The organism is Kineosporia sp. NBRC 101677 (assembly GCF_030269265.1).
Classification (GTDB): domain Bacteria; phylum Actinomycetota; class Actinomycetes; order Actinomycetales; family Kineosporiaceae; genus Kineosporia; species Kineosporia rhizophila.
This window is the reverse complement of sequence record NZ_BSTA01000004.1, coordinates 371,779-397,622: the sequence shown is the minus strand read 5'-3', so window position 1 is coordinate 397,622 and position 25,844 is coordinate 371,779. Positions and strand designations below refer to the sequence as shown.

Annotated in this window: 22 protein-coding genes; 9 read left to right on the top strand and 13 right to left on the bottom strand. The window is 70.9% G+C overall.

From position 1 onward, the window contains the following. The first annotated feature begins 271 nt into the window (after nt 1-271). Nucleotides 272-1,438: a Fic family protein gene (locus tag QSK18_RS14565; RefSeq protein WP_285619559.1), complete on the top strand. Its 1,167-nt coding sequence runs from the start codon at nt 272-274 to the stop codon at nt 1,436-1,438. On the opposite strand, the gene QSK18_RS14560 is transcribed toward QSK18_RS14565, so the two are convergent. After that, a complete protein-coding gene (locus QSK18_RS14560; protein ID WP_232811824.1) occupies nt 1,435-2,604 on the bottom strand; it encodes an MFS transporter in 1,170 nt (389 codons plus the stop codon). The two genes, QSK18_RS14565 and QSK18_RS14560, sit on opposite strands and share 4 nt — an antisense overlap. 88 nt (nt 2,605-2,692) lie before the next feature. Between QSK18_RS14560 and QSK18_RS14555 the strand changes: the two genes are divergently transcribed. Together QSK18_RS14555 and QSK18_RS14550 are read left to right on the top strand one after the other, a co-directional pair. Further along, complete coding sequence (locus QSK18_RS14555; RefSeq protein WP_285619556.1) at nt 2,693-3,673, top strand: LacI family DNA-binding transcriptional regulator; 981 nt, start codon at nt 2,693-2,695, stop codon at nt 3,671-3,673. A gap of 69 nt (nt 3,674-3,742) precedes the next feature. Next, nucleotides 3,743-4,549, top strand: a complete 807-nt coding sequence (locus tag QSK18_RS14550; protein WP_232811826.1) for a YihY/virulence factor BrkB family protein — start codon at nt 3,743-3,745, stop codon at nt 4,547-4,549. Here QSK18_RS14550 and QSK18_RS14545 read toward each other — a convergent pair. From QSK18_RS14545 to QSK18_RS14525, 5 genes are read right to left on the bottom strand one after another with little or no spacing between them, the layout of a single operon-like run. Continuing rightward, complete coding sequence (locus QSK18_RS14545) at nt 4,507-5,715, bottom strand: MFS transporter (RefSeq protein WP_285619553.1); 1,209 nt, start codon at nt 5,713-5,715, stop codon at nt 4,507-4,509. The genes QSK18_RS14550 and QSK18_RS14545 overlap by 43 nt on opposite strands. Nucleotides 5,716-5,754: 39 nt before the next feature. Then, nucleotides 5,755-6,777: a LacI family DNA-binding transcriptional regulator gene (locus QSK18_RS14540; RefSeq protein WP_285619551.1), complete on the bottom strand. Its 1,023-nt coding sequence runs from the start codon at nt 6,775-6,777 to the stop codon at nt 5,755-5,757. A 14-nt stretch (nt 6,778-6,791) separates the two neighbouring features. Beyond that, entirely contained in the window at nt 6,792-7,667 is an 876-nt protein-coding gene (locus tag QSK18_RS14535) for a carbohydrate ABC transporter permease (RefSeq protein ID WP_232811829.1), read from the bottom strand. Then, on the bottom strand, nt 7,664-8,641 hold the full coding sequence (locus QSK18_RS14530) for a carbohydrate ABC transporter permease (protein ID WP_285619549.1): 978 nt from the start codon (nt 8,639-8,641) through the stop codon (nt 7,664-7,666). The genes QSK18_RS14535 and QSK18_RS14530 overlap by 4 nt, the downstream gene beginning before the upstream one ends. A gap of 45 nt (nt 8,642-8,686) precedes the next feature. Continuing rightward, complete coding sequence (locus QSK18_RS14525; RefSeq protein ID WP_232811831.1) at nt 8,687-10,018, bottom strand: ABC transporter substrate-binding protein; 1,332 nt, start codon at nt 10,016-10,018, stop codon at nt 8,687-8,689. 305 nt (nt 10,019-10,323) lie between these two features. Between QSK18_RS14525 and QSK18_RS14520 the strand changes: the two genes are divergently transcribed. Beyond that, nucleotides 10,324-12,336, top strand: coding sequence for a beta-galactosidase (locus QSK18_RS14520; RefSeq protein ID WP_285619547.1), 2,013 nt, complete (start codon nt 10,324-10,326; stop codon nt 12,334-12,336). A 54-nt stretch (nt 12,337-12,390) separates the two neighbouring features. Here QSK18_RS14520 and QSK18_RS14515 read toward each other — a convergent pair whose 3' ends face one another. Continuing rightward, entirely contained in the window at nt 12,391-13,323 is a 933-nt protein-coding gene (locus tag QSK18_RS14515) for a calcium-binding protein (protein ID WP_269810306.1), read from the bottom strand. 122 nt (nt 13,324-13,445) lie between these two features. Here QSK18_RS14515 and QSK18_RS14510 point away from each other — a divergent pair, with 122 nt between their 5' ends. Together QSK18_RS14510 and QSK18_RS14505 are read left to right on the top strand one after the other, a co-directional pair. Next, on the top strand, nt 13,446-15,053 hold the full coding sequence (locus tag QSK18_RS14510; protein WP_232811833.1) for a sensor histidine kinase: 1,608 nt from the start codon (nt 13,446-13,448) through the stop codon (nt 15,051-15,053). Beyond that, on the top strand, nt 15,050-15,778 hold the full coding sequence (locus QSK18_RS14505; RefSeq protein ID WP_232811834.1) for a response regulator: 729 nt from the start codon (nt 15,050-15,052) through the stop codon (nt 15,776-15,778). Before QSK18_RS14510 ends, QSK18_RS14505 begins: the two co-directional genes overlap by 4 nt. 3 nt (nt 15,779-15,781) lie before the next feature. Here the strand turns inward: QSK18_RS14505 and QSK18_RS14500 are convergent, their stop codons facing one another. Beyond that, nucleotides 15,782-16,765 (bottom strand): Clp protease N-terminal domain-containing protein, encoded by a 984-nt coding sequence (locus QSK18_RS14500; RefSeq protein ID WP_232811835.1) that lies wholly within the window; start codon nt 16,763-16,765, stop codon nt 15,782-15,784. Between the two features lie 120 nt (nt 16,766-16,885). Between QSK18_RS14500 and QSK18_RS14495 the strand changes: the two genes are divergently transcribed. Beyond that, complete coding sequence (locus tag QSK18_RS14495; RefSeq protein WP_232811836.1) at nt 16,886-17,866, top strand: TerC family protein; 981 nt, start codon at nt 16,886-16,888, stop codon at nt 17,864-17,866. Here QSK18_RS14495 and QSK18_RS14490 read toward each other — a convergent pair whose 3' ends face one another. After that, the gene (locus tag QSK18_RS14490; protein WP_232811837.1) at nt 17,867-18,238 is read right to left on the bottom strand and encodes a hypothetical protein; all 372 of its coding nucleotides are present in this window, start codon (nt 18,236-18,238) and stop codon (nt 17,867-17,869) included. 97 nt (nt 18,239-18,335) lie between these two features. Beyond that, nucleotides 18,336-19,982 (bottom strand): sensor histidine kinase, encoded by a 1,647-nt coding sequence (locus tag QSK18_RS14485; RefSeq protein WP_232811838.1) that lies wholly within the window; start codon nt 19,980-19,982, stop codon nt 18,336-18,338. A gap of 115 nt (nt 19,983-20,097) precedes the next feature. Here QSK18_RS14485 and QSK18_RS14480 point away from each other — a divergent pair, with 115 nt between their 5' ends. Next, a complete protein-coding gene (locus QSK18_RS14480) occupies nt 20,098-21,084 on the top strand; it encodes a Clp protease N-terminal domain-containing protein (RefSeq protein WP_285619539.1) in 987 nt (328 codons plus the stop codon). Here the strand turns inward: QSK18_RS14480 and QSK18_RS14475 are convergent. Together QSK18_RS14475 and QSK18_RS14470 are read right to left on the bottom strand one after the other, a co-directional pair. Continuing rightward, entirely contained in the window at nt 21,081-21,626 is a 546-nt protein-coding gene (locus QSK18_RS14475) for a hypothetical protein (protein ID WP_232811840.1), read from the bottom strand. The genes QSK18_RS14480 and QSK18_RS14475 overlap by 4 nt on opposite strands. Then, nucleotides 21,623-22,129: a flavin reductase family protein gene (locus QSK18_RS14470; RefSeq protein WP_232811841.1), complete on the bottom strand. Its 507-nt coding sequence runs from the start codon at nt 22,127-22,129 to the stop codon at nt 21,623-21,625. The genes QSK18_RS14475 and QSK18_RS14470 overlap by 4 nt, the downstream gene beginning before the upstream one ends. Nucleotides 22,130-22,247: 118 nt before the next feature. On the opposite strand from QSK18_RS14470, the gene QSK18_RS14465 reads away from it, so the two are divergent. Beyond that, entirely contained in the window at nt 22,248-25,082 is a 2,835-nt protein-coding gene (locus QSK18_RS14465) for a methyl-accepting chemotaxis protein (RefSeq protein WP_232811842.1), read from the top strand. Here QSK18_RS14465 and QSK18_RS14460 read toward each other — a convergent pair whose 3' ends face one another. Next, nucleotides 25,083-25,841: an arginase family protein gene (locus QSK18_RS14460; protein ID WP_232811843.1), complete on the bottom strand. Its 759-nt coding sequence runs from the start codon at nt 25,839-25,841 to the stop codon at nt 25,083-25,085. Nucleotides 25,842-25,844 lie beyond the last annotated feature (3 nt).

Sequence of the window (25,844 nt, the reverse complement as noted above, 5' to 3'; positions counted from 1 at the left end):
CCGCCGATCCCCACAACGGGGCGCCTGACACAGGCAGGGGATCGGCGGGCACGCTCCAGACCCACCGCGCGCGCCGCCCACCAACGGCGCCGCGGTCGGAAGGCACCACCCCGCCGACATTCCCTCCGTCGCGGGCGTGGTGCAGGTGCGCGTCCGGTCCGCGGCCCTTCGGGCGCCTCCTCGGAGCCGGGCGCGCACCGCTCCCCGGCCCGGCATGAGGCAATGATGGATATTTACTGTCGAGACGACAGTTGATATCCATCATTAACTCATGACTGGTCTGGCCATGCTCATCGCCTGTCCCGAACCCGAACGGGTCGAACTGGACGTACTGAACCGCATCGACGAGTTGCGGGAGCGACTTCGGTGGCAGCTCCATGAGCCCCGCCGCTGGAGCGGTTCTCTCCGGCGGCTGTCGCTTGCTCGGGCCATCCAGGGTTCCAACAGCATCGAGGGCTACGACGCCCGCCTTGACGACGCAGCGGCAGTGGCCCTGGGCGAGGATCCTCTCGACGTGGGCGAAGAGACACAACGAGCGCTGGCCGGCCACCGGGATGCGATGACTCATGTCCTGCAACTGCGCCAGGACGAGGAGTTCGAGCACTCCACCCAGCTGATCAAGTCGCTGCACTTCATGATGACCAGCTACAGCCTCGCCAACCGGCCCGGTCTGTGGCGCACCGGTCAGGTGTACGTACAGAAGGAGGACACCGGCCAGATCGTCTACGAGGGCGCCGACCCGGCCGACGTACCGGCTCTGATGCGCGCTCTGGTCACGCGACTGAACGAGGAACGGTCCGCAGACGCCGGGCACGCCCTGCTGTACGGCGCGATGGCCCATCTCAATCTGGTGATGGTGCACCCGTTCAAGGACGGCAACGGGCGCATGGCCCGGTGCCTGCAGAGTCTGGTCCTGGCCCGCAGCGGCCTGCTGAGCCCGGTCTTCCTGAGCATCGAGGAATACCTGGGCAAGAACACCCAGGACTACTACGAGGTGCTGGCCCGGGTGGGCCAGGGGCGGTGGTCACCGGAGGCCGATGCCCGCCCGTGGATCCGGTTCGCCCTGCTGGCGCATCTGCGCCAGGCGGCCACGATGCTGCGACGCGTAGATGAAAGCGCCAAGTTGTGGATCGGAATGGAAACCCTTGCTGCTCAACACAAACTGCCCGACCGCTGCCTTACCGCGCTCTTCGATGCGGCATCCGGGCTCCGGGTACGCAATGCCACCTACCGCAGCAGCCTGCGCGACAGCGGCGAAGACGAGATCAGTTTCCAGACCGCCAGCCGTGACCTGAAGTCGATGGTCGACGCGGAACTACTGGTGGCAACGGGAGAACGGCGAAACCGGGTGTACACCGCAGGCCGCGATCTGCAACTGCTGCGCCAGGGCATCGTCGCGCAGCGGGATCCCCGAGACGACAGTGACCCCTTTGCCTAGGGCGCCGCACCGGGCCGGGCACCGGCCCAACGGCTCGCGGGGGCGGCGAGCGCGGTGAAGATCAGGGCCAGGGCGGCGATGCCGAGCAGGGCGGTGCGCAGGCCGGAGGCGTCGGCGAGCAGGCCCACGTAGCCGGGGCCGAGCAGGAAGCCCAGGTAGGCGGTGGTGGCCACGGCCGAGGTGGCGCGCCCGCGGCGGGCGGGGTCGACGGTGCGCAGGCCGTAGCTGATCAGGGTGGGGAAGAGGGTTGCGGTGCCCAGGGCGGCGACGGCCAGGCCCAGCAGCGCCACGGGCACATTGGGGGCGGTGGCGAGCACGACGGTGCCCACGGTGGCTGCGGCTCCCCCGGCGATCAGGAGCTGCACCGGATGGCTGCGGGACAGCGGGGCCAGGATGAGGCGGGCCAGGGCTGCGGCGGCGGCGAAGGTGGCCGGCGCGGTGGCGGCAAGCTGGGGTGAGGCAGCGAACGACTCGGTGATGAACACGGCGCCCCAGCTCTGGTGGGCGTTCTCGGTGGCGTAGGCGAGGGCGCCGATCAGGCCGAGGGCGAGCAGGGGGGCGGTCAGGCCCGGGGAAGACGAAGGGCGCGGTGCGGGCCCAGGGGTGACGCCGGTGAACGAGGTGCCCCGCCAGACCAGAGCGCTGAACAGCAGGATGGCCAGCAGGGCGACGGTGAACGTGCCAGTCAGGCCCGGGCCGCCGAGCAGGGCCCCGGCGCTGAGGCTGGACCCGACCACCGCCAGCGAGAAGGTTCCGTGGGCGCGGGTGACCAGGGGGCGGGCCGTGCGGTGCTCGACCTGGCCGGCCAGGGTGTTGATGGCCACGTCGGTCGCCCCCGAGGTGGCTCCCACCAGCAGCATCCCGGCGACGACCCAGGCGAACCCCTGTGCCGCCAGCGCGACCACCACACCACTGGCCCCCAGCAGGCCGAGCAGCACGGCGGTGAGGCGCAGGCCCAGACGATCGGTGAGCCGGCCGGTGAGGAACATGGCCGGGAGGGCACCGACGCCGACGAAGAGCAGGGATCGGCCCAACTGCCCCTCCGTCAGCCCGGCCTGGGTGCGCAGGGCGGGCAGGGCGGCGCCCCAGGTGCCCCAGAAGACGCCCATCCCGGCGAAGGCTGCGTACGCGGCGAGAGCGCTGGGGTGCGGTCGCGACGAGTTCATCTGTGTAACGTTACACAGCTAGGGTGGGGTCGTGCCAGGCCAATCCGGGCGACCCGGGACCGGGAGCCGACGCCCCACCGTCAAGGACGTGGCCGCCGCGGCCGGGGTGGGCGTGATGACCGTGTCGTACACCTTCAACCAGCCCTCGCGGGTGGCCGAGGCCACCCGGCACCGGGTGCTCGAGGCTGCCGAGAGGCTCGGCTACCGGCGCCCCGACAGCACCGCCCGGGCCCTGCGCTCGGGCCGCACCGGCCAGCTCGGGGTGGTTCTCGGCGAGCACCTCTCCTACGCCTTCGACGATTCGCAGGCCGCACAGTTCCTGGCCGGGGTGGCCGAGGTGTGCGTCGAGGAGGGGCTGGGCATGGTGCTGATCCCCACCCGCGGCGATGCCGGCGACGTGGACCGGGTTCTCGCCGCCGCGGTCGACGCGTATGTGCTGTGGACCACGAGCGACGACGACCCGGTGCTGCCCGCGGTGGCCGGCAGCGGCCGTCCCGCGGCGATCCAGGGTGGGCCGGAACACCCTGGCATCACGGCCGTCTCGCCCGACGACCGGCAGGCGGCGGCCGCCCTGGCCGGAGCCGTACTGGAAGACGGGCGCACTCCCGTCGTTCTCAGTTTCCCGCTCGACCGCACCCGCGAGCCGTCCTTGGTCCCGGCCCGGGAACTACCGTCGGACATCCCTTTTCCGGTCACCCGCAACCGGCTCGCCGGGTATCGCGACGCACTCGGCGAGCGCTGGTCCGACACCCTGGTCGCCGTGGTCGCCCAGAACCACCGCCTTCAGGGCCGGAACGCGATTGAGGACGTCCTCGAGCGGCTTTCCGGCTCGTCTCCGGTCATTCTCGCGATGAGTGACGAACTGGCTCTGGGAGCCCGGGAAGCGGCCGGTGACGACGCCGTCGTCACTGGCTGGGACGCGTCCGTAAAAGCTCTCGAGGCGGGCATCGTGTCGGTCACCAACCCGCTGCGTGAGCAGGGCCGGCTGTGCGCGCAGGCCGCGCTCGGGCCGGGGACCGGCCCGGCGCCCACGATCACCTGGGAGATCGCCGACCCGCGACGGGGCTGAGCTGCCGATCTTGAGCGGGTAGGTGATGCTGTGCGGGTGCAGAACAGGTGGTCGCGGACCCGGTCAGCCGTGACCAGAGTGCTGTCGGGAACCCGGGCCGGGCTGGTGAAGACGGACACGGCCCTACTGTCGGCCGGGGCCGCGCTGTACGGCACCCTGGCCGCGATCCCCGCCTTCCTGGTGGCGATCGCCGCGGCCGGGCTGATGTTCGGCCGCGAGCGGATCGCCGACTACGGGGCCAGCCTGGCCGCCGCCATCCCGGACGAGCAGGGCGCTGACGGCTGGGTGGACGCGCTGTTCGGGGCGGGCCTGTCCCTGTCGCTGCTGCCGGTGCTGTTCGCAGTGTTCATGGCCTCGGCCTACGGCCGCGGGCTGAGCAAGGCGCTGGTCCGGCTGGTGCCGGAGAAGCACCGGGCCGCTCCCCCGCCCTCGCTGCGGGCCCGGTTGCTCACCCTGCCGCTGGTCGGCCTGGCGCCGCTGATGCTGGTGGCCCTGCTGATGATCAGCCCGACGGTGGAGCACCTGGTGAACCAGAACGGCGTGGCCGGCGCCCTGGCCGCCTCGTACCTCAGCCTGAACCTGATCTGGGTGATCCTCTGGGCGCCGCTGGCCTGGATGTACCGGGTGATCGCACCGGGCCGGCCGAGCTGGCGGGCGGCCTGGATCTCGGCCGTCGTCACGGCCGCCTTCCTCTCCGGCTTCCTGCAGGGCTTCACCCTGTTCCTGGCCCTGCCGGTCGATCTCGGGCGGCCGTTCGGCGGGCTGGGGATCATCGGCGTGATCACCGGGCTGCTGCTGTGGCAGTGGGTGCTGCACGCGGTGGTCTGCGTGGGCTACGCGCTCTGCTGGGCGGTGGAGTCGGAGGTCCGCTCCTGAGTGGAGCTGGAAAGCACTCCAGAAAAGGCGATCACAAGCAGCCCGGCGATGGGCACCACGATCAGCCCCACACGGAGCGAGGTGGCGTCGGCGACCGCGCCGACCACCGGAGGCGCGACCAGGAAGCCCACCCGCAGCAGCCAGCTCACCACGGTCAGGCCGACTCCTGGCGGCAGGCCGGGGATCTCGTCGGCGCCGTGCATGGCCGCCGGGATCAGCGTGGCGATGCCCAGACCGGCCAGGCCGAAACCGGCGATGGTGCCGGGGATCGTGGGCACCAGCAGGGCCGCGCCCATGCCCAGGGTGACGATCAGCCCACCGGCGCGGGCCACCTGGCGCTGGCCGAAGCGGTCGACCAGCGGGTCGCCGAGCATCCGGCCGACGAACTGCAGGCCCTGGAGGGCGATGAAGCCCAGGCCGGCGACGAAGGTGGTGGCGCCGAGCGAGTCGGACAGGTAGATGGCCGCCCACGAGGCTCCCGAGTCCTCGGCCACCGCTCCCCCGGCCGCGATCGTCACCAGTGCCAGCAGCACTCCGACCCGGGCCAGGGTCCAGGCACCCCTGACCACGCTGCCCGGCTCGACGGCCTCCGCCTGCTCCCGCGGTTCCGGCCCGGGAAGGAGCCAGCGGTAGGAGGAGGCCGACAGAGCACCGAACACCACCGCGGAGATGACCATGTGAGTGGTCACCGGCACGCCGAGAGCGGCCAGTCCCGCGCCCATCGCACCGCCCAGCACCGCGCCTGCGCTCCAGACCGCGTGGAAGGAGTTGAGGATGGACCGCCCGTAGAGGCGCTGAACCCGCAGGCCGTGCGAGTTCTGGGCAACATCGGTGATCGAGTCCATCGCCCCGGCCAGGAACAGCGCGGCGGCCAGGGCGGCCCAGGCCGGAGCCAGCCCGGCCCCGACGAAACCGACGGCGGCCAGCAGGGTGGCCGCGATAGCGACTCGGGACGAGCGGAACCGCTGGATCAGCACACCCGCACTCAGCCCGGCCACCAGCGCGCCCAGCGGGTAGGCGGCCACCGCGCTGCCGAACGCCGCGTTGGAAAGGTCCAGCCCCTCCTTGATCTCGGGGTAGCGCGGCAGCAGGTTGGCGAAGAGCCCGCCGTTGGTGAAGAAGAGGACGGCCACGGCGAAGCGGGCCCGGCCCGGGGTGGTGCTCATCGGTTCAGCAGTCTCGGTTCTCAGGGAGTTCAGGTGAAGTCAGGTGGAGGAGCGCTGGATCAGCGTAGAGGGCAGGAACATCGAGGCGGCTCCCTCGCCCTCGATCCGGCCCAGCAGCAGACGCACCATCTCCCGGCTGATCCGCTCGAACGGCTGGCGCATGGTGGTCAGGCCCGGGTCGAGGTGCTCGGCCACGCCGGCGTCGTCGAAACCGCCCACCCGTACGTCCTGCGGGATGCGCCGGCCCGCCTCACGCAGCGCCGCACAGGCTCCGGCGGCCATCAGGTCGGAGGCCACGAACACCCCGTCCAGATCGGGCACCCGCTCCAGCAGGGCCCGCATCCCGGCCTCACCGCTGAGCCGCGAGTAGTCGCCGTGCACGATGAGTTCCGGGCGGACCGGCAGCCCGGCCGCCACCAGGGCCTGCTTGTAGCCCTCCAGCCGCTGGAACCCACCGGGGGTGTCCATCTGCCCGGTGATGTGCGCGATGGTGCGGGCGCCGCGGGCGATCAGGTGGCTGGTCATCTGCCGGCCACCGTCGAGGTCGTCGGCGCCGACCATGCTGATCCGCGACTCCAGGCCGGGGAACCGCCCGCACACCACCGTCGGTACCCCGGTGGCCAGGAGCTCCTCGGCCACCGGGTCGACGGCGTGGCTGGAGACCAGCAGCACCCCGTCGACGTGCCGGGCCGAGACGTAGCCGACCGCCCGCTCCCGGTCGGCCGGGGTGCCCGCGGTGACCAGGGTGAGCAGGATGCCGTGCTCGGCCAGGGCCCGGGTGCAGCCGCTCATCAGGCGGGCGAACGTCGGGTCCTCGAACAGGATGTGCTGGGGCTCGCTGAGCAGGAAGGCGACCGTGTTGGAGCGGCCCAGGGCGAGGGTCCGGGCGGCGTGGTTGGCGGTGTACCCGGTCTCGGCGATCGCCCGGGCCACCGCGTCCATCGCCTCCGGGCTGACCCGCTCGCCCCCGTTGAGGAACCGCGAGACGGTGCCTCGGGAAACCCCCGCGACGCTGGCCACGTCGCGGATGGTGGGGCGCTTGTCGCCCGGTCTGAGCTGCACGTCGGAAGGCTACTTCAGCTCTTCACGGCGCCGGCGGCCAGATCGACCTGCCAGAACCGCTGCAGCAACAGGAACAGCGCCAGCAGGGGCAGGATCGACAGCAGCGCTCCCGGGATCACCAGCGCGTACATGGCCGGCTGCTGGGCCCCCTGGTTGAGCAGACCGGACAGGCCCACGGTGACCGGGAACAGCTTGTCGTCGCCGAGCATCACGTAGGGCAGCAGGAAGTTGTTCCAGATCGCCACGAACTGGAACAGGAACACCGTGACCAGGCCGGGCACCATCATCGGGAGCACCACCGAGCGGAACACCCGCCAGTCCTTGGCGCCGTCGGTGCGGGCCGCCTCGATCACCTCGTCCGGCACCGCGGCGGAGACGTAGATCCGCGCCAGGTAGATGCCGTAGGGGCTGATGATGCTGGGCAGCAGGACGGCCCAGTAGGTGTTCGTCAGGCCGAGTTTCGCGAACAGCAGGTACTGCGGCACGGCCAGGATCACGCCGGGCACCAGCACGCCGGCCAGCAGGATGTTGAACAGGGCGGCGCGGCCGGGGAAGCGGTACTTGGCCATCGCGTAGCCGGCCATCGCCGAGACCAGGGTGGAGAGCGCGGCCCCGACCCCGGCGTACAGCGCGGTGTTGGCCATCCAGCGCCAGAACAGCCCGTCGCGGTAGGCCGTCAGGTCGGCGATGTTGCTGAACAGGCTGCCGCCGGGGGCGTAGGTGAAGGTGGAGAACAGCTCGTTGGAGGCCTTGCTGGAGGCCATCAGCACCCAGACCACCGGGATCAGGCAGTAGATCGCGCCGACCACCAGGATGCCGGTGCCGAACACGCTCGGCCTCTGCTGGGCGGTACGGGGTTTCGGGGTACCCGCCAGGGTGACGGTGCTCATCGGTTCTCCTCCTGGGCGAAGGCTCGCTTCTGCACCAGGCGCAGGAAGCCGAAGGACAGCACGAACGTGGCCACGGCGAGCACCACCGAGGTGGCCGAGGCGGCGTAGATGTCGTTACGGGTGAACGCGTCCCGGTAGATCATCATCAACGGGCTCCAGCTGGTGGAGATGTTGTTGGTCAGCGGGCGCAGCACGGTGGGCTCGGCGAACACCTGCAGGGTGGTGATCATCCCGAAGACCGAGGTCATGATCAGCGAGGGGACGATGATCGGGACCTTGATCCGCCAGGCGATCTGCAGCTCGGAACAGCCGTCGATCCGGGCCGCCTCGTACAGCTCGGAGGGGATCGAGCGCAGTGCGGTGTAGAGCACGATCATGTTGAAGCCGACGCCGCCCCAGACCGCGATGTTGGCGATCGCGAACAGCACCAGGCCGGGCGCCATCGGCTCGGGCAGGGTGACCCCCACCTGCTCGGCGGCGTAGTTGAAGGGGCTGACCGCCGGCAGGTAGAGGAAGCCCCACAGCAGCGAGGAGATCACCGCGGGAACCGCGTAGGGCATGAAGATGACCAGGCGGGCGAAGCGCCGGGCCCGCACCCGCACCGAGTCCAGCAGCAGGGCGAAGAGCAGGGCCAGGCCGAGCATCACCGGGATCACGACCAGGCCGTAGCCGAGCACCCGCAGCACGCTGGACAGGAAGTCCGGGTCGGAGAGGGTGCGGCCGTAGTTGGACAGCCCGCCCCAGACCTCGGTGCGGGCCCCGGGCCCGAGTCCCAGACCCTCGACCTTCACCGTACGCAGGCTGAGATAAGCCGTGTACAGGATGGGGACGGCGATCGAGAACACGAACAGGGCGACGGCGGGCAGCATGAACACGTACGGGGCCCGGGGGACCCGGATCCGCCGCCGGCCGGGCGGTGGGTCGGGAACCCGTTCGGGTACCACGCTCGTGCGGTCGTTGGTCACGCTGGTCATCGTCGACTCCTGCTCATCGGGCCCGGGACTGTGCCGACCGGGTTCTTACTTGACGTTGAACCCGTTGGCCTTGAGGTCGTCCAGCGTCTGGGTCTGCATGGTGGTCAGCGCCTCGGCGAAGGAACTGGCCTTCTTCGCGGTGGCCGCCTTGCCGAAGGCGTCGTTGAAGGCGCTGTAGGCGACGTTGGTGTTCGGGCCGTAGGTGAAGCTGTTCACGGTGCCCGCCACCGAACCGGCGATGTCGTAGAAGTCGGCCTGGCTCTTGAAGAACGCCGGCGGCTCGGTCAGCGCGGCGCCCGAGTTGACGGTGTCGGCCGGGTAGACGTTGCTGATGCTGGCGAGCGCCTTGACCCCCTCCGGGCTGGTGTTCAGCCAGGTGGCGAACTCGGCGGCAGCGGCCTTGTTCTCGGACTGGGAGGTGACCGCCGTGGCCGAACCGCCCCAGGCGCCGGTGACGTTCTCGCCCGCGCTCCACTGCGGGATCGGGGCGACCTTCCACTTGCCCTCGGTGTCGGCGGCGTTGCCGGCCAGCACGCCCGGCGCCCAGACCGCACTGACCCAGCCCACCTGAGAACCGTCGTTCAGGGCGGCGTTCCAGGCCGGGGTGTACATCGGGGTGTTGTCGATGACGCCCTCCTCGACCAGACCGCCCCAGTACTGGGCGACCTTCTTCGAGGGCTCGGAGTCGATCGCGACGCTCCAGGCGTCACCGTCGATGCCCCACCAGCTGGCCCCGGCCTGCTGGGTGAGACCGGCGAACAGGCCGGCGTCGTTGGCCGAGAAGGTACCGAGGAACTTCTTCGGGTCGTCCTCGTTGATCTTCCGCGCCGCCTCGGCGTACTCGTCCCAGGTCTTGGGCACCTCGAGGCCGAGCTTCTCGAACACGTCGGCGCGGTAGTAGAACATCAGCGGGGCGGCGTCCTGGGGCACCGCGTAGACCGCGTCGGTGCCCAGAGTGACCGCGTTCCAGGTGCCTTCGGCGAAGTGACCCTTCACGTCGTCGCCCAGCTGGCCCTTGATGTCGGCCAGGGCGCCGGCGCCCACCATGGTCGGGATGGCCTGGTACTCCGCCTGCATCACGTCGGGCGCGCCGCTGCCGGCCTTGATCGCGGTGAGCAGCTTGGTGACCGCGGGGTCGCCGCCGTCCTGCTTGTTGACGGTGACGTGGATGTCGGGGTGCGCCTGGTTGAAGACCTCGACGGTCTTGTCCATCTCCGGCGCCCACGACCAGAAGTTCAGCTCGACCTTCTCGCCGGGCTTGCGGGGCGCGTCACCGGTCTGACTGTCGGCGTCGGAGTCCGAGGACCCGCCGCAGGCGCTCAGCAGCAGGGCGGAAAGGGTGAGGGTGACCAGACTGCCGCGCAGCGTTCGCCGCATGACGTCCTCCTTGCGAAGCATCAGCTTCGTCGTTGAAGCGGGCGGCGGCCGGTCGTGCGGCGCCGCGTGTGACCGGTCACAACGTGACATTGAAAAACGCCGGTGTCAACGTTTCGTCAGATCACGAATTGGTCGCACGCATGCTCACCACCTGGGGCTTTGCCTCAGCGCAAATTCATGGGACCGTGCACACACGTCTCGTCGACCGGTCTGGTCGGCGCCGTGCGACGACGCGCCGACGAACAGTCCCGACGGCCTGCATCGCCGCACGTCGACGCGTGTCGTCTGCGAATGAGGGTGAGTTCATGAGCAACCAGAGCCTGCTCACGGAGGGCTGGCTGCCCGGGGTGCGGTCGCTGAGTTTCGGCGGGGACTACAACCCCGAGCAGTGGCCGGAAGAGGTCTGGGCCGAGGACCTGGAGCTGATGCGCCGGGCGGGCGTGAACCTGGTCAGCATCGGCATCTTCTCCTGGGGCCTGCTGGAACCGCGGCCGGGCGAGTTCGACTTCGGCTGGCTCGACCGGGTGATCGAGGGCCTGCACGGCGCCGGCATCCGGGTCGACCTGGGCACTCCCACCGTCGTTCCGCCGCAGTGGTTCTGGCAGCAGAACCCGCACGTGCGCCCGGTGATGCGCGACGGCACGGTGCTGGCCACCGCCTCCCGCGGCATCTGCTGCCCCTCGTCCCCCGAGTACGCCGAGGCCGCGGTGCGGATCACCACCGAGCTGGCCAGTCGTTACGGCGACCACCCGGCCCTTTCGCTCTGGCACGTGCACAACGAGTACGGCGCGCCCGTGTCCGAGTGCTACTGCGAGGTGAGCGCGGCCGCCTTCCGTGAATGGCTGCAGGCCCGGTACCAGACCCTGGAGGCGCTGAACCACGCCTGGGGCACGGCCTTCTGGGGCCAGACCTACGGCGAGTGGGCGCAGGTGGGCGTGCCGGCCCAATCGGCCACCACCTCGAACCCGGCGCACCGGCTGGACTTCGCCCGGTTCTCCAACGAAGAACTGCTGGGCTGCTTCACCCGCGAGCGCGACGTGCTGCACGAACTCTCGCCCGGCATCCCGGTGACCACCAACTTCATGGCCACCAACTGCCCGTCGATGGACCTGTGGAAGTGGTCGCGCGAGGTCGACGTGGTGGCCAACGACCACTACCTGACCGCGGCCGACCCGCGCAGCCAGGTGGGTCTGGCGCTGGACGCCGACCTGACCCGCTCACTGGCGGGCGGACATCCGTGGATCCTGATGGAGCACTCCTCCTCGGCGGTGAACTGGCAGCCGCGTAACCTGGCCAAGGCGCCCGGCGAGATGGCCCGGAACTCGCTGAGCCACCTGGCCCGCGGGGCCGACGCCATCCTGTTCTTCCAGTGGCGGGCCTCCCGGCGGGGCGCCGAGAAGTTCCATTCGGCCATGCTTCCGCACGCCGGCGCCAACAGCCGGGTGTTCCAGGAGATCGTCCAGCTCGGCGCCGACCTCCAGGGCCTCGACGCGGTGCGGGGTTCGCAGGTGAAGGCCCAGGCCGCGATCCTCTGGGACTGGGAGTCGCTGTGGGCCCAGGACCTCGACTGGCGGCCCACCGTGGACCTTTTCCCACGCCAGCAGGTACGCGAGTACTACGAGCGGCTCTGGCGCGACAAGGTCACGGTCGACTTCGCCCACCCCACGGCCGACCTCAGCGCCTACCAGGTGGTGCTCGCCCCGGCCTCGTACCTGCTCACGGCCGAGGCGGTGGCCAACCTGACGGCCTACGTGGAGGGCGGCGGGCACCTGGTGGTCGGCCCGTTCTCCGGCGTGGTCGACCAGGACGACGCGGTGCACGAGGGCGGCTGGAACGGCGCGGTGCGAGACCTGCTGCAGGTCAGCGTGGAAGAGGTGCTGCCGCTGCCGGCCGACGGCCAGGTCACGCTGAGCGGCGACCTCAGGGGCAGCATCTGGACCGAGGACCTGCTCCCGCTCGAGGCCGAGACGGTGGTGGAGTACCTGGACGGCCCGGCCGCAGGGAAGGCCGCGGTCACCCGCCGCACCCTGGGCAGCGGCACCGCAACCTACGTTTCGACCGTTCTGGACCATGAGACGCTGACCGGCGTGCTCGACCCGGTGCTGAAGCTGGCCGGTGTCTCGGTGCAGCGCGAACTGCCCTGGGACCTGGAGCTGGTGTCCCGGCACGGGAACGAGGGCGCGGAGTACGTTTTCGCGATCAACCACGCCGCCACCCCGGTCGACCTGCCGGTGGCCGGCAGCGACCTGCTGACCGGTGAAAATGTCTCGGACAGCGCCAAGATCCCGGCCGGCGGGGTCCGGGTCCTCCGCCGCTAGAACAGCTGTGGCCCCCTGGTCCTTCGACCAGGGGGCCACACCATTCGGCGAGAACTACTGCTTGATCGTGTTCTTGCCCACCTTGTCGAAGAACTTGTCCTTGCCCAGGCCGCCGTTCAGCGTGTCGTCGCCCGGGCCACCGGCCAGGCTGTCGTCGCCACCGTTGCCCCAGAGCTTGTCGTTGCCCCGCTGGCCGCTGAGCCGGTCCTTGTCCGGGCCGCCGTGGAGCTCGTCGTTCCCGAGCCCGCCCTCGAGGGTGTCGATCCCGGCGCCGCCGTACAGGTACTGCTTGCTGCCGTAGCCCCGCAGGAAGTCGAAGCCGGCGTTGCCCCAGGCCCGGCCACCCTCGCCGCGCACATACAGGAAGTCGTTGCCCGACCCGCCCTCGATACGGGCCTGGTCGCCGATCTGGACGCCGCCCTTGATCGTGTCGGAGCCGGCCCCGCCCTGGACGATGCTGCCGTCCTCACTGCCCGCGCTGTCGTACTGGTCGTCACCGGCGCCGAGGTGGAACAGGTCGTTCTGGTAGGCGTCGTCGGTGCTGACCGTGAACTTCACCGAGTCGTTCTGGTCGCCGAGCCGGAAGTCGGTGACCGTGCCCGGGTTCTTGCCGTGCTGCATCCGCCAGTAGCAGACCAGGCGGGTCCGGTCGGTCTCCTCCCGGTGCTTGCAGACACCACTGTCGCCGACCGCCTCGATGACCACGTCGTCGTCGATCGTGTAGGTGTACGCCGAACTGCCGTAGGGGCCCTCGTCCTCGTAGAACGTCTCACCCTTGGTCACGACCAGGTTGTTGACCTGGCCCGGCAGCGCCTGGAAGTTCAGCTTGCCGTCGACGAACGAGACCGTGGCGGTGGGCTCCTGCGCGCTCGCGGAGTTGGTGAAGACCAGCGCGGCCCCACCCACCGCGAGAACACCGACGGCGACCGCCGCCGCCGTGATCAGACGCCGGCTCTTCTTCAGCGACATGGTTTTGGGACCCTCCATGGTTCCAGATGTTTCCCCGAGTGCGAGAAGCACTGTGACAGAACCGGCGAAGCCGGACACAGCGAACGGCGAAATGTGACCTGGCCCAACTTTCCCGGCCTGCCCACTAGGCTGTTCACCTGATGCCGACCCTGATCCGATCAGTGACCACCTGGTGGCGAGCGGTTCGTACCGCCGGCCGCGGCCGGGTGGTCTTCGAGTGCTGCCTGGCGCTGTTCTGCGCGCTCACCACCGCCTGGTCGGTGGTCGGCCTGATGCCCTGGACGTCGGACGGTCTGCAGATCGCGACCGCCCTGTTCACCGGTCTGGCCTCGCTCGTGCTGACCCCGCTGCGGCTGGTCCTTCCGGTCACCGCGCTGGTTCTCGGCTCGCTGATCAGCATTCCGGGTGGCGGCAGCTCACTGATCGTGAGCGTGCTGTCATTCTCGGTGGGCTACCGGGCAAAGAAGGCACTGGCGGTCACCTTCGGCTACCTCGTGTCCCTGATCGCCTGCACCGCCGGGCTGTTCGTCCAGGAGGCCGGCAACCCGGTCTTCAACATCCTGATCGCGATCGTGCTGTTCTGCTTCCTGAGCATCCTGCCCGGCGCGATCGCGGCCATCCTGGCCCAGCGCCGGCTGCTGGTGATGACGATGAACCAGCGCAACATCGAGCTGCACGAGCAGCAGCTGGTGGTGGCCGGGCAGGCCCAGTCGCGCGAGCGCAACCGGATCGCCGCCGAACTGCACGACTCGCTGGGCCACCGGCTCACGCTGATCTCGCTCTACGCCGGCGGACTGGCCCAGGCACCCAAGCCCGCCCTGAGCGCCCAGGCGAGCACCCCGTCCGCAATTGAGAGCCCGGAACGCCAGCAGGCCCTCGGCCTGCTGCGCGACACCTCGGCCCAGGCGATGGGCGAACTGCGGCAGATCCTCAAGGTTCTGCACCAGGACGGGCCGGCCGAGGGCGCGGGCCGCTCGATGCAGGAGGTCGAGCAGACGGTCGAGGCGGCCCGGCAGACCGGCACCGCGATCGAGCTGGTGCGTCTGGGCCACCCCCGTCCGCTGCCGATGCTGGCCGAGCACGCCGCCTACCGGGTCGTCCAGGAGGGCATCACCAACGCCCTGAAACACGCTCGGGGGGCGCCGGTCCGGGTCGAGGTGCGCTACGACGACGAGGCCCTGTTCATCGAGGTCCGCAACCGCCCCGGCCTGCCCTACGAGGGGCAGAGCACCGGGCAGGGGCTGCACGGGCTCACCGAGCGGGTCCGCCTGGCCGGTGGCGTGCTCTCGCACAGCCGGCTCGAGACGGGTGAGTTCCGGCTCGGCGCGGTGCTCCCCTACGACGCCGAGATCCCCGATCCCACACCGGTTGTCACCGGTGACTTCCGGCAGGAGATCCGGCGCACCAGCCGCCGGCAGAAGATCGGCCTGGTCGGGGTGGGGGTGACCGTCCTGGTCGCGATGTCCTCGTGCGTCGCCTCGATCGTGGTGGTCGGCGTGGACGAGCCGGTCGACCAGGGCGCGTTCCGCTCGATGCGCAAGGGCGACGACATGGAGCGGCTGCGCCACCTCCTGCCGGACGAGCCGATGTCGCAGCGCACCAAGGAGAACGGCGAGATCTGCCGGACCTACTCCGGCGACGGGCTCGAGAACACCGACGACGAGAACACCACGATCAACTACGAACTCTGCTTCCGGGACGAGATCCTGGTCAGCAAGCGGAAAGTGGAAGAGGAGCTTTTCCCATGAGCCAGCCGACCCCCGAGCCCACGGACCCGCAGGGGCCGATCCGGGTGCTCATCGCCGACGACGACGCGCTGGTGCGTGGCGGGATCCGGTTCGTGCTGTCGATGGTCGAGGGCATCGACGTGCTCTGGGAGGCCGGCGACGGCGCCGAGGCGATCACCGAGGCGCTGCGCCACCGCCCCGACGTGGTGCTGATGGACGTCCAGATGCCCGGCACCGACGGCCTGACCGCGCTGGTCAAGCTGCGTCAGGCGTGGCCCGAGGCGGTGGTCATCATCCTGACCACGTTCGGCGAGAGCGACTACGTCACCCGGGCCCTGGCCGGCGGCGCGGCCGGATTCCTGCTGAAGGACGCGGCCGCCGACGACCTGGCCCGGGCGATCCGGGCCGCCGCGAACGGCGACGCGTTCCTCTCCCCCGCGGTGACCCGCCAGCTGCTCGACGGGATGAGCACGCCGGCGGCGGCGAGGACCGCCACCCCCGACGCGGCGCCGGGCATCGTGCTGCCCGAGTTCGCCGAGAAGGGGCTGGAGGAGCTCAGCGCCCGTGAACGGGAGGTGCTGGTGCTGGTCGCCCAGGGCCTGTCCAACGCGGCCATCAGCTCCCAGCTGTGGATCAGCGAGGCCACGGTGAAGACCCACGTCAGCCGGGTGCTGACCAAGCTGGGCTGCGAGAACCGGGTGCAGGCGGCGCTGATCGCGCACCGGCTCGGCCTGGTCCAGAACTAGGTCCTAGGGAGCCCAGCACGGCACCGGGGTGAGGTCCGAAGACACCCCGAGCTCCGCGAGCAGGCGGGCACTGCGGCTGCCGGGCACGCACAGCAGGCGCTCGAGGATCTGCCCGGTGTCCTTCGGCCAGTCGCCGAAGGCGGGCAGCGGCACCGCGTCCTTGCCCAGGTCGGTCGAGTCCATCACGGCCCGCACCCGGTCGTGGTCGACGCCGGCCGCCAGCAGGGCCTGCCCACCGCGGTAGCGGGGCTGGGCGTTGCCCACCAGGTGAGGGTAGGCCAGGGCCACCTCATGGGTGGTGAGCAGCGCCAGCAGGACGTCGTCCGTGGCCATCCGCCGGCCGCGGGCGGCGGCCAGCCGGTCGGCCTCCAGTCGCACCCAGAACACCGGCTCGGCGCCGAAGTCGTCGTTGGTCATCTTCAGGATGAAACGGCGCAGCCAGCCCATCATCCCGCGTCCCTGCGGCCGGTAGAGCTCCCGGCCCACCAGTGCGTCCCGGGTGCGGTGCAGGTCGACCGGCAGTCGCTCGTGGCGCACCGGGACCGATCCTTCGCGCAGGGCGTTCCGCACCTCGCCGATGTCGGCGCCGCACTCGGTGAGCACGCCCACGGCCCGGCTCTGGGAGTCGCCCAGCATCGCCAGCAGCACGTCGACCGGGGTGCGCTCGGCGCCCCCGTCGAGCGACGGCTGGGCCTGGGCCCGGTCCAGGGCCGCGGCCGCGGCGTCGGAGAACCGCGTGGGCTTCACCGTGCAGGTCAGCATGCGCTCGACCGCTCCGGGCTCCGGGGCCTCGGCCCGCACCGTCCGCTCGATCACCGAGGCGGTGATGTCGTAGGCGTCGAGCACCTCGGCCACCCGCGGCAGGCGGCGCATCCCCCGCAGCAGGTGATGCGTGCAGACGACCTCGTCCTCGTCGTCCGTGTACAGGAAGGCCCAGGCGAAGACGTGGTCGAAGTCGTCGGTACCGGGGAACGGGGTCGTCGTCATGGCCACGATCCTGCTGTTCCAGGCCGGTCACCGCGTCGCCCATCGGTCGCAGACGCCTTCGGAGCAGCCGTCCGCCGGAAGTAGTACAGGGCGGCCCCCGGTCTGCCGATCGACCCGTTCGTGGACGTACACCTCTACACCTGGGCCATCACCGCGGTCGTGCTGATCGCCGTGCTGGCCGTCGACGTGTTCGTGATCGGCCGCAACGTGCACGAACCGACGATGAAGGAGGCCGGGACCTTCGTCGGCATCGTGGTGGCCGCCGCGGTCGTCTTCGGGCTGGGGGTGTGGGCCACTGCGGGCGGCCGCTACGCCGGTGAGTTCTTCGCCGGGTGGCTGACCGAGTACAGCCTGTCGGTGGACAACCTGTTCATCTTCCTGATCATCATGTCCAAGCTGGCCGTGCCGCGGGAGCTGCAGCAGTACGCGCTCACCGTCGGCATCATCCTGGCGCTGATCTTCCGGGCCGTCTTCATCGCCGTCGGCGCCGCCGCGATCAGCCGGTTCTCCTGGGTGTTCTTCATCTTCGGGGCGTTCCTGGTCTACACCGCCTGGAAACTGGTCCTGGACTACCGTGCCCACGGCGACGAGGAGGAGAAGGACGCCGCCGACAACGCGCTGACCCGGTTCGTGAACCGACGCTTCCCCTCCACCGAGAACTTCGAGGGCCGGTCCCTGACCGTGGTGCGCGACGGCCGCCGCTACATCACCCCGATGATGTTCGTGATCATCGCCCTGGGCAGCACCGACCTGCTCTTCGCCCTGGACTCGATCCCGGCCATCTACGGCCTGACCCAGGAGCCGTACCTGGTCTTCACCGCGAACGTCTTCGCGCTGATGGGGCTGCGCCAGCTGTACTTCCTGATCGGCGGCCTGCTGCAGAAGCTGATCTACCTGTCGCTGGGCCTGTCGTTCATCCTGGCCTTCATCGGCGTCAAGCTCGTGCTGCACGCCATGCACGAGTACCACTGGGCCGACTGGGCCCCGTTCGGCGGCGAGATCCCGATCTGGCTCTCGCTCACCGTCATCATCGGCACGCTGGTGATCACCACGGTGGCCAGCCTGGCCGCGTCCAGCCGGGGGGCCGGCCCCCGCGAGTGATCAGCCGAGGCGCAGCAGGGCCTCGGCCATGGCCCGTTGGGGACCGGTGAGCGGCGGCTCGCCGGTCTCCAGGGCCCGCTGCACCGCCGTCCCCATCCCCGCGACGTCGCCGCGCAGCAGGTGCAGGCGAGCCCGGCGCAGGTGGGCCCAGGCGCTGTTCGGCGTGACCGCGAGCGCCTCGGCCATGTCGGCGTCGGCCTCCTCGTGCCGCCCGACCTGCGCCAGCGCCAGCGCCCGGTCGGAGCGGGCGGTGGCCTCGCGCCAGGCCTCGAGCGGCCCGGCACAGGCCCGGTCGAGGTCGTGCACCGGGTCATGCACCAGGTAGCCGGCTGCACCGCGGAGGCTCAGGGCTCCGTGCGACGTCGGATCCATTCGATGAAGGGTAATCAACACTCGCCGGATCGCTGAATCCTCCCCTTGGCCCAATTGCGTTCGGGCGCCTCGGGAATCTCAGGAGTTCACCCGGGTGTCAGTCCGGGATCTCCCAGAGGTCCTTGCTCACCAGCTTCCCGGCCAGGAAGCAGAACTCGAACTGGACCTCGGCGATGTTGCTGCCGACCGGTTCCACGTCGTCGCCGGCGACGAAGATCTCGCAGCTCTCCCCGTCGGCGCCGGTCTGCGGGTACCAGGGCGCCTCGGGAAGCCGGTCGCGCACCCGCCCCTCGGCGTCGCCCACCCGGACCGCGTCGAAGTCGGTCTGCGACACCGTCTCCTGCGGCACCGGGGCCAGGATCGAGCCGATGCACGAGCCCAGCGAGAGCACGATGGCCGAGACCACGGCGATCGCGCCGATCCGCTGCCGGCGGGAGTTGCGGGCCATCTGCTGGGGGAAGTCGTCCTCGGCCGACGGAGCGGCGGCCGGCACCTCGGCCTGGTAGGGCAGGATGGCGCCGATCCGGAACCCGCTGTCCGACGGCGTCTCCCGACTGCCGGGGGTCTGCGGCACCAGGGGCCCCGAAGACAGCACCCCGCCGGCGAGCCGGACTCGCTCGGCCAGGCCGGCCAGCCCCTGTCCGGTGCTCTGCCCCTCGTAGGGGCGGCCCGGGCCGTTGCGCACCTCGACGAACAACGCGTCTTCGTCGTAGCGCACCTCCACCCGGATCGCGGCCCCTCCGGCGTGCTTCAGCGCGTTGGTCAGGCCCTCCTGAACGACCCGGTAGGCCGCGTGCTCGGCCATCAGCGGCAGCGGCCGGGGATCGCCGATCCGGGCCAGGTCGACCCGTGTCCCGGTGCCCCGCGCCGAGGCCACCGTCTCTTCCACCTCGGCCAGCGAGCGGCCCCCGCCGTCACCGTCGCCGTCCTGGTGCAGGATCTTCAGGATCTGCCGCAGCTCGCCCATCGCCTGGGCCGAGGTGTCGCGCAGCAGCGCCAGCGCCTGCTGGCGTTCCGGACTCTCGATCGAGGACGGGGTACTCGCCTCGGTGCCGATCGCGGACTTGGGTGCCTGGGCCAGTCCGCCGGCGTAGAGCGAGATCAGCGTGAGCCGGTGGCCCAGCGAGTCGTGCAGTTCGGCGGCGATCCGGTTGCGCTCGCGGGTCTGGGCCTGCCCCACCGCCAGCTTGCGCTCGGCGTGCAGTTGCTGATTGCGCTCGTGCATCGTGGTCAGCAGCAGCCGGCGCTGGGCCACCATGGCGGCGACCGCCCCCGGCAGCAGCACGAAGGAGCTGAACTCCATCAGGCCCAGCAGGAACGAGGTGAGCAGGGGGAAGCCGCTGACCCGGTAGATGCCGCCGACGCAGCCGACCAGCACGGTCAGGTAGGCGACCACGATCGGGACGGCCTGCCAGGACCGGTAGCCGACGGCGGCGCTGAGCGGCACCAGGGCCAGGCTGACCCCGCCCATCGGGATGGCCAGCAGACCGCAGATCATCAGCGCGCTCAGCGGGCGCACCAGCCGCAGCGGGATCAGGGTCACCGAGAGCACGAAGCCGAGCACCGCGTAGGCGATCGCCTCGGCCAGCGGGTCCTGCGGTGGGTCGTAGGTGAGCGAGAGGTGGATCACCGCCGTGCCCAGGCCGCAGAACAGCGCCAGACCGGCCTCGTAGGTGCGCCGCTGCCAGCTCGCCCGGCGCACGGCCTTGGCCGCGCTGATCACCAGATACCCGAATGTCCCCATCAGGCGGCCCAGCGTACTTCTCGGCCCGGGCCAGGGGGTATGACACTTTCGTCGCACTGTGGATTACGCCTGCCGACCGACGCGGTCCGGTCCGCCGCTGGGCCAGGCTCGGGTCATGACCACGGACCTTGCCCCGTTCCCGGCCGACCCCGCCCTCGTCTCGGCCTTCGGCCCGTTCTACGCCCTGGTCCCGGCCGTCGACACCCTGCGGATGCTCTCCACGCTGCTCAAGAACGAGCGGGTGGCGCAGTTCCTGGCCCCCTACGAGGTCACCTTCGCGGTGGTGATCCGCGACTTCGCCGCCCAGGACGAGGACCCGGCGCAGCAGGAGCCCGGCCGCACCGAGATCACCGTGCCCGACCGCTGGGACGACGAGGCCCGGATCGGTTTCAGTACACCGATGCTGCAGGCGCTGGAGCGGTGCCGGCAGCAGCCGTCGCTCTCCGGGGCGGGCGACCGGCGCTCCCCGGTGGACCTGCTGGCCGCCATCCTGCAGGACCCGGGCTCACGGGCCGGCCGGAACCTGGCCGAGGTGGGCGTCGACGTGGCCGAACTGCGCGGGTCGCTGCTCGCCGGTGAGCCGGTGCAGCGGGCCGACGCGGTGCCCGTCGAGCTGCGCAGCACCCGCGAGGCCCTGCTCGGGCGCCGCAAGTACCGGCCGCGCGACCTGGGTCAGTTCTGGACCACGTTCTTCGTGCGCTTCTTCCCCCAGAACCCGGGGCACGCCCCCAGCCTGTGGGCCCGCCTCGAGGCCGGCGACCTGGCCGAGCGGCACGGCGGCCGGGTCCGCAGCGACGACCTGCTGCTGGCCATCCTGCGCACCCACGCCCTGGCCCAGCTCTACCCGCACGTGATCGACGACTCGAAGGAGGACTCCCGGGCCGGGGAGATCCTGACCGCCGCCGGGCTGGACCACGTGCGGGTGCAGGCCGTGATCGAGAGCACCGACCTGGGCCAGGACGCGGTGCCGCTGCGCACCCAGCTGAAGAACTTCCCGGTGGGCACCACCGAGCTGCTGCGCCGGCTGCTGGCCGAGCCCGGCAACCGCGCGGTGCGGCTGCTGCGTGAGCTGGACGTGGACCCGGGCGCGCTGGACGTCTAGACGATCCGGAACCCTTGCGGGGAAAGGGTTCCGGCGGCGGCGAGCTCGTCCTCGGCCACCGTGACCAGGCAGGCGTTGCCCAGGGCCCGGGACAGGTGCGCGGCGATCTCGTCGCACTGTTCGGCGCCGACCGTGCCGTCCGGGGCGATCAGGGCCACCTCGAGCCGCTCCGGAAAGGTCCGCGCGGTGCCCGCGGCGACCGGCCCGGCGATCGCGATCCGGGTCACCGGCGGGCAGGTGGCGGCCACGTCGCGCAGCAGCGCGTCCAGCCGCGCGCCCTGGTCGGCCAGGTCGTACAGGGCCGGCCAGACGATGTTCTCGCGCACCAGGGTGACCTTCTCGGTCACCGGGAAGTCGACCAGCCCGAGCAGCGCCAGCCGGGTCGCCACCTTGACGAACTGGTCCGGCACGACCGCGGCGGACCGGGCCGCCACGAGCACCTCGACCTGGCTCTCACCGCGGGCGTGCCGCCGGGCCAGCTCCGACACCGTGCGCCCGGCCGCTCCGGGAAACAGCGTGGCGATCGGGTTCTCGAAGTTCACCGGGGTTCCGGCGCGGTGAACGTGCGGTAGGCGCGGTTCCAGTAGATCAGCGGCCCGGCGTCGGGCCCGAACGCGACCTCCGTCACCTCGGCCAGCACCAGCCATGACTCGCCGGCCGGGATCACCCGCGACGGACGTCCCCACATCACCACCGGGGCCGTCTTGAGCGTCGGGAGCCCCTCGACCTCCTCGACGAACCCCTGGTCGGCGGTGAACCGCTCGGCCCCGTGCCGGGCGAACGCGGCCGCCACCTCCAGGTCGTTCTCACCGAGGACGGTGACCGCCAGGCGTGAGCTCGAGGTCAGGGCTGCGCCCGCGGAGGTGGTGCGCCGCACCGAGAACGACAGCATCGGCGGGGTGGCGCTGACCGAGGCCAGGCTGGAGGCGGTGAGCCCGACCGGCCCGTCGGCGGTGGCGCAGGTCACCAGACTGACCCCCGAGGCGTGCAGCCGGAAACCGGCCCGGAAGCGCTCGCCGAGCGATGCGGCGGGTGCGGACGTCATGACGGGTTTCCTCCTGGTGCTGATTCCGTCAAGAACCTAGAACCTCAACTCGACTTGAGGTCAAGCTCTGTGCCCGGCATCACTCAACCCCGGGCCCGCCCGGGTCGAGACATCACCCGTGGGGCGTACCGAGGTGCTCGAGGTGGATGAGGCCGGGCTGACCGCTGCCTGTGTGGAGACGGTGCTGTCCGGTTTCCTGGTGCTGGCGGTGGAGACCGGCAGCGAACGGGTGGTCTCGGTGACCCCGCAGACCGCCGCCGCTCTCGGGGTCCCGGCCCAGGAGCTGGTCGGGGTGAGCGTGGAGGACCTGCTCGGGCAGGACCTGGCCGGGCTCCCGGCCCCGCAGCCCCGGCCGGGCTGGTCGTCGGTCGACCGGCCGCTGGCCCTGAGCACGGTCGGCACCGTGCGGGCGGTGCGGCTGGCCCACCGGGCCGAGACCGACGGGCGCACCCTGCTGATCTTCCGCGACCTCAGCGAGACCGTCGCCGCGATGGCCGAGTGGCAGGCCGAACTGCAGGCGCTGACCGAGGACACGCTGCAGATCGAGTTCACCACGGCCGGCGAGATCATCCAGGCCGACGCCCGGGCCCGGGCCCGGTTCGGCTACTCCGAGGACGAACTGACCGGGCGCCCGCACCAGATCCTCTGCGCCCCCGAGGAAGCCGACAGCGTCGCCCTGCACAACCTGTGGGCGCACGTCAGCACCGGGCACAGTGTGAGCGGGGTGTTCCGGCGCCGTGACCACGCCGGCGCCGCGGTCTGGCTGCGCGGGCACTACGTACCGATCCCCGGCCCGGACGGGCAGATCGACCGGGTCGTTCTGATCGCCCGGGACATCGACGGGGAGATGCGCCGCCAGACCGACCTGGAGGGCCGGGTCACCGCGATCGACCGCTCGCAGGCCGTGGTCGAGTTCGCCCTCGACGGCACGGTGACCGCGGCCAACGAGAACTTCCTGACGATCATGGACTACGACCGCGCCGAGGTGGTCGGCTTCCACCACCAGGTGTTCGTCGACCCCGAGTACGCGGCCTCGCCCGCCTACCAGGACTTCTGGGAACGTCTGCGGGCCGGGGAGTTCGTCTCCGGCGAGTTCCACCGGCTCGGCCGCGACGGCCGCGACATCTGGCTGCAGGCCACCTACAACCCGGTGCTGGACCCCGACGGCCGGCCCTGGAAGGTGATCAAGTACGCCCTCGACATCACCGCCGAGAAGAACCGCACGGCCGAGTTCGAGGGCAAGGTCTCGGCCATCGACCGCTCCCAGGCGGTGATCGAGTTCGGCCTGGACGGCACCGTTCTCGCCGCCAACGCCAACTTCCTCACGGTGATGGGCTACGGCCTCGACGAGGTGATCGGCCGGCCGCACCGGATGTTCCTGGCCGAGGACGAGGACCCGGTGGCCTACGAGGAGTTCTGGCGGCGGCTGCGCCGGGGCGAGTACGTCACCGGCGAGTTCCGGCGGCGCTCGCGCGACGGCGCCGACGTCTGGCTGCGGGCCACCTACAACCCGGTGCTGGACCCCGACGGCCGGCCCTGGAAGGTGGTCAAGTACGCCCTCGACGTCACCACCGACAAGAACCGCAACGCCGACTACGCCGGGAAACTGGCCGCCATCGACCGGTCTCAGCTGATGGTCGAGTTCGACACCCGGGGCCGGATCCTGGGCGCCAACCAGAACATGCTCGACCTGCTCGGTTACGCCGAGGACGAGCTCCTCGGCCAGCACCACCGGGTGCTGGTGCGCCCGGACGAGGCGAAGGCGCCCGGCTACCAGCTGTTCTGGGAGAACCTGGCGAAGGGCGAGTACGACAGCGGTGAGTACCGCCGGGTGGCCAAGGACGGGCGTGAGCTGTGGATCCGCGCCACCTACAACCCCGTGATCAACGCGGACGGACGTCCTTACAAGATCGTCAAGTTCGCGGTCGACGTGACCGGCGAGAAGCTGCGCAGCGTCGAGCTCTCCGGCCGGCTCGAGGCGATCGACCGGGCCCAGGCGGTGGCCGAGTTCGACCTCACCGGGCGGATCGTCGGGGCCAACGAGAACTTCCTGCGCACGATGGGGTACGGCAGCGACGAGATCGTCGGCCAGCCGCACAGCATGCTCTGCACCCGCGAGTACGTGACCTCGGCCGCCTACCGCGACTTCTGGGCCCGGCTGCGCCGGGGTGAGCTGATCTCCGGCCGGTTCCACCGCAAGGGCAAGTTCGGCCGGGACGTGTGGATCCAGGCCAGCTACAACCCGATCCTCGACCTGGACGGCAATCCGCTGCGGGTGATCAAGTACGCCTACGACGTGACCGGTTTCGTCGGCCTGCAGCACCGCCTGCAGGTGAAGAGCCGGGCGATGACGGAGACCGCGCAGCGCCTGACCGAGATCACCAGCACGGTGGCGGCCCGCTGCACCCGCTCGGACATGATGCTCAGCCAGGCCCACGACGAGGTGAACTCCGGCCACGCCACCGCCCCGGCCGCGATCGGCGCGTTCTCGCAGATCCAGCGCACCGCCAACCACATCGGCGAGGTCTCGCAGATCCTGGCCGACCTGGCCCGGCAGTCCAACGCGGCGGCGTTCACGCTGCAGGTGGAACTGGGCCGCGACAAGGTGGACAAGGAGAGCATCGCGGTGATCGTGGAGGAGGGCCGGCGCCTGGCCGACCGCTCCAGCCAGGCCGCGATGGAGATCACCCGGCTCGTCGAGGACGTCAAGCTCGAGGTCAACCAGGGCTACGACGCGGCCCGGCGCGGGGAGAGCGCGTTCGCCCGGGTCAGCGGCACGGTCGACCGGGCCCGCGAGAACGTCGAGAACGCCGCCGAACTGGTGCGCAGCCAGCAGGTCCTGGTGGCCGACGCGATCCGGCTGATCTCCGACCTGGAGGAGGGCGGCCCCGCCGCCGAGGGCGGCGAGGACACCGGCGAGAACCCGGAACCGATCGAGTCCCTGGACCCCTGATCAGGTCAGGTCGAGTATCTGGTTCACCAGGGCGGCGCGGGCCGCCGTGTGGTCGGGACCGGCCGGGTCGTGCCAGGGGCAGGCGATCTCCAGAGCCACCACCCGACCGGTGCTGAGGATCAGCGAAAGGGCCCGGAGGGTCTGCCCGGACGACGGACCACCCGGCACCGGGAACCTCAGGCCGGGAAGTTCGGCGCCGTCGATCACGTCCAGGTCGATGTGGACCAGGAGCGGCCCGGGCGGCAGATCGTTCACCGTCAGGTCGGGCACCGCCATCTGCCGTACCTCGCTGTCGCGCAGGTAGTCGCGCTCGGCCGGGTCGATGTCGCGGGCACCGACCAGAAGGCAGTTGCTCTCCGGCACCGGGCGCAGGCCGAGCGGCTCGCCCAGCTCGTCCCGGTCGCCGCCGATCAGCACGCGCAGCGATGTGCCCCCGATGTAGCCCGAGGTGGAGGAGGCCAGGGTGTGCAGGTCGGCATGCGCGTCGAACCAGACCACCGACGGATTCACCCCGGCGCGCTGCAGCCCGGCCAGGGTGCCCGCGGCGGCCAGGCAGTCGCCGGTCAGGACCTTCACCGGGCGTCCCTCCGGGGCCTGCGCCGTGACCTCGTCGGCCAGGGCCCCGAAAAGCCGCCGCACACGGTCCCACTGGCTCCCCGATCCCAAGGTGGGCACCACCCGACGCACGGGACCCGTGGGAGTGGGGAGGTTCTCGTCCGTAAGCAGTTCGTCCTGATGGAAGGGCACCAGAATCGTCATTCC

What these genes read in the sequence shown, in the direction of transcription:
- QSK18_RS14520 (WP_285619547.1), top strand. Translation starts at nt 10,324, where the DNA reads ATGAGCAACCAGAGCCTGCTCACGGAGGGCTGGCTGCCCGGGGTGCGG.
- QSK18_RS14535 (WP_232811829.1), bottom strand. Translation starts at nt 7,667, where the DNA reads ATGAGCACCGTCACCCTGGCGGGTACCCCGAAACCCCGTACCGCCCAG.
- QSK18_RS14460 (WP_232811843.1), bottom strand. Translation starts at nt 25,841, where the DNA reads ATGACGATTCTGGTGCCCTTCCATCAGGACGAACTGCTTACGGACGAG.
- QSK18_RS14480 (WP_285619539.1), top strand. Translation starts at nt 20,098, where the DNA reads ATGACCACGGACCTTGCCCCGTTCCCGGCCGACCCCGCCCTCGTCTCG.
- QSK18_RS14510 (WP_232811833.1), top strand. Translation starts at nt 13,446, where the DNA reads ATGCCGACCCTGATCCGATCAGTGACCACCTGGTGGCGAGCGGTTCGT.
- QSK18_RS14500 (WP_232811835.1), bottom strand. Translation starts at nt 16,765, where the DNA reads ATGACGACGACCCCGTTCCCCGGTACCGACGACTTCGACCACGTCTTC.
- QSK18_RS14515 (WP_269810306.1), bottom strand. Translation starts at nt 13,323, where the DNA reads ATGGAGGGTCCCAAAACCATGTCGCTGAAGAAGAGCCGGCGTCTGATC.
- QSK18_RS14530 (WP_285619549.1), bottom strand. Translation starts at nt 8,641, where the DNA reads ATGACCAGCGTGACCAACGACCGCACGAGCGTGGTACCCGAACGGGTT.
- QSK18_RS14545 (WP_285619553.1), bottom strand. Translation starts at nt 5,715, where the DNA reads ATGAGCACCACCCCGGGCCGGGCCCGCTTCGCCGTGGCCGTCCTCTTC.
- QSK18_RS14505 (WP_232811834.1), top strand. Translation starts at nt 15,050, where the DNA reads ATGAGCCAGCCGACCCCCGAGCCCACGGACCCGCAGGGGCCGATCCGG.
- QSK18_RS14485 (WP_232811838.1), bottom strand. Translation starts at nt 19,982, where the DNA reads ATGGGGACATTCGGGTATCTGGTGATCAGCGCGGCCAAGGCCGTGCGC.
- QSK18_RS14525 (WP_232811831.1), bottom strand. Translation starts at nt 10,018, where the DNA reads ATGCGGCGAACGCTGCGCGGCAGTCTGGTCACCCTCACCCTTTCCGCC.
- QSK18_RS14490 (WP_232811837.1), bottom strand. Translation starts at nt 18,238, where the DNA reads ATGGATCCGACGTCGCACGGAGCCCTGAGCCTCCGCGGTGCAGCCGGC.
- QSK18_RS14565 (WP_285619559.1), top strand. Translation starts at nt 272, where the DNA reads ATGACTGGTCTGGCCATGCTCATCGCCTGTCCCGAACCCGAACGGGTC.
- QSK18_RS14560 (WP_232811824.1), bottom strand. Translation starts at nt 2,604, where the DNA reads ATGAACTCGTCGCGACCGCACCCCAGCGCTCTCGCCGCGTACGCAGCC.
- QSK18_RS14470 (WP_232811841.1), bottom strand. Translation starts at nt 22,129, where the DNA reads ATGACGTCCGCACCCGCCGCATCGCTCGGCGAGCGCTTCCGGGCCGGT.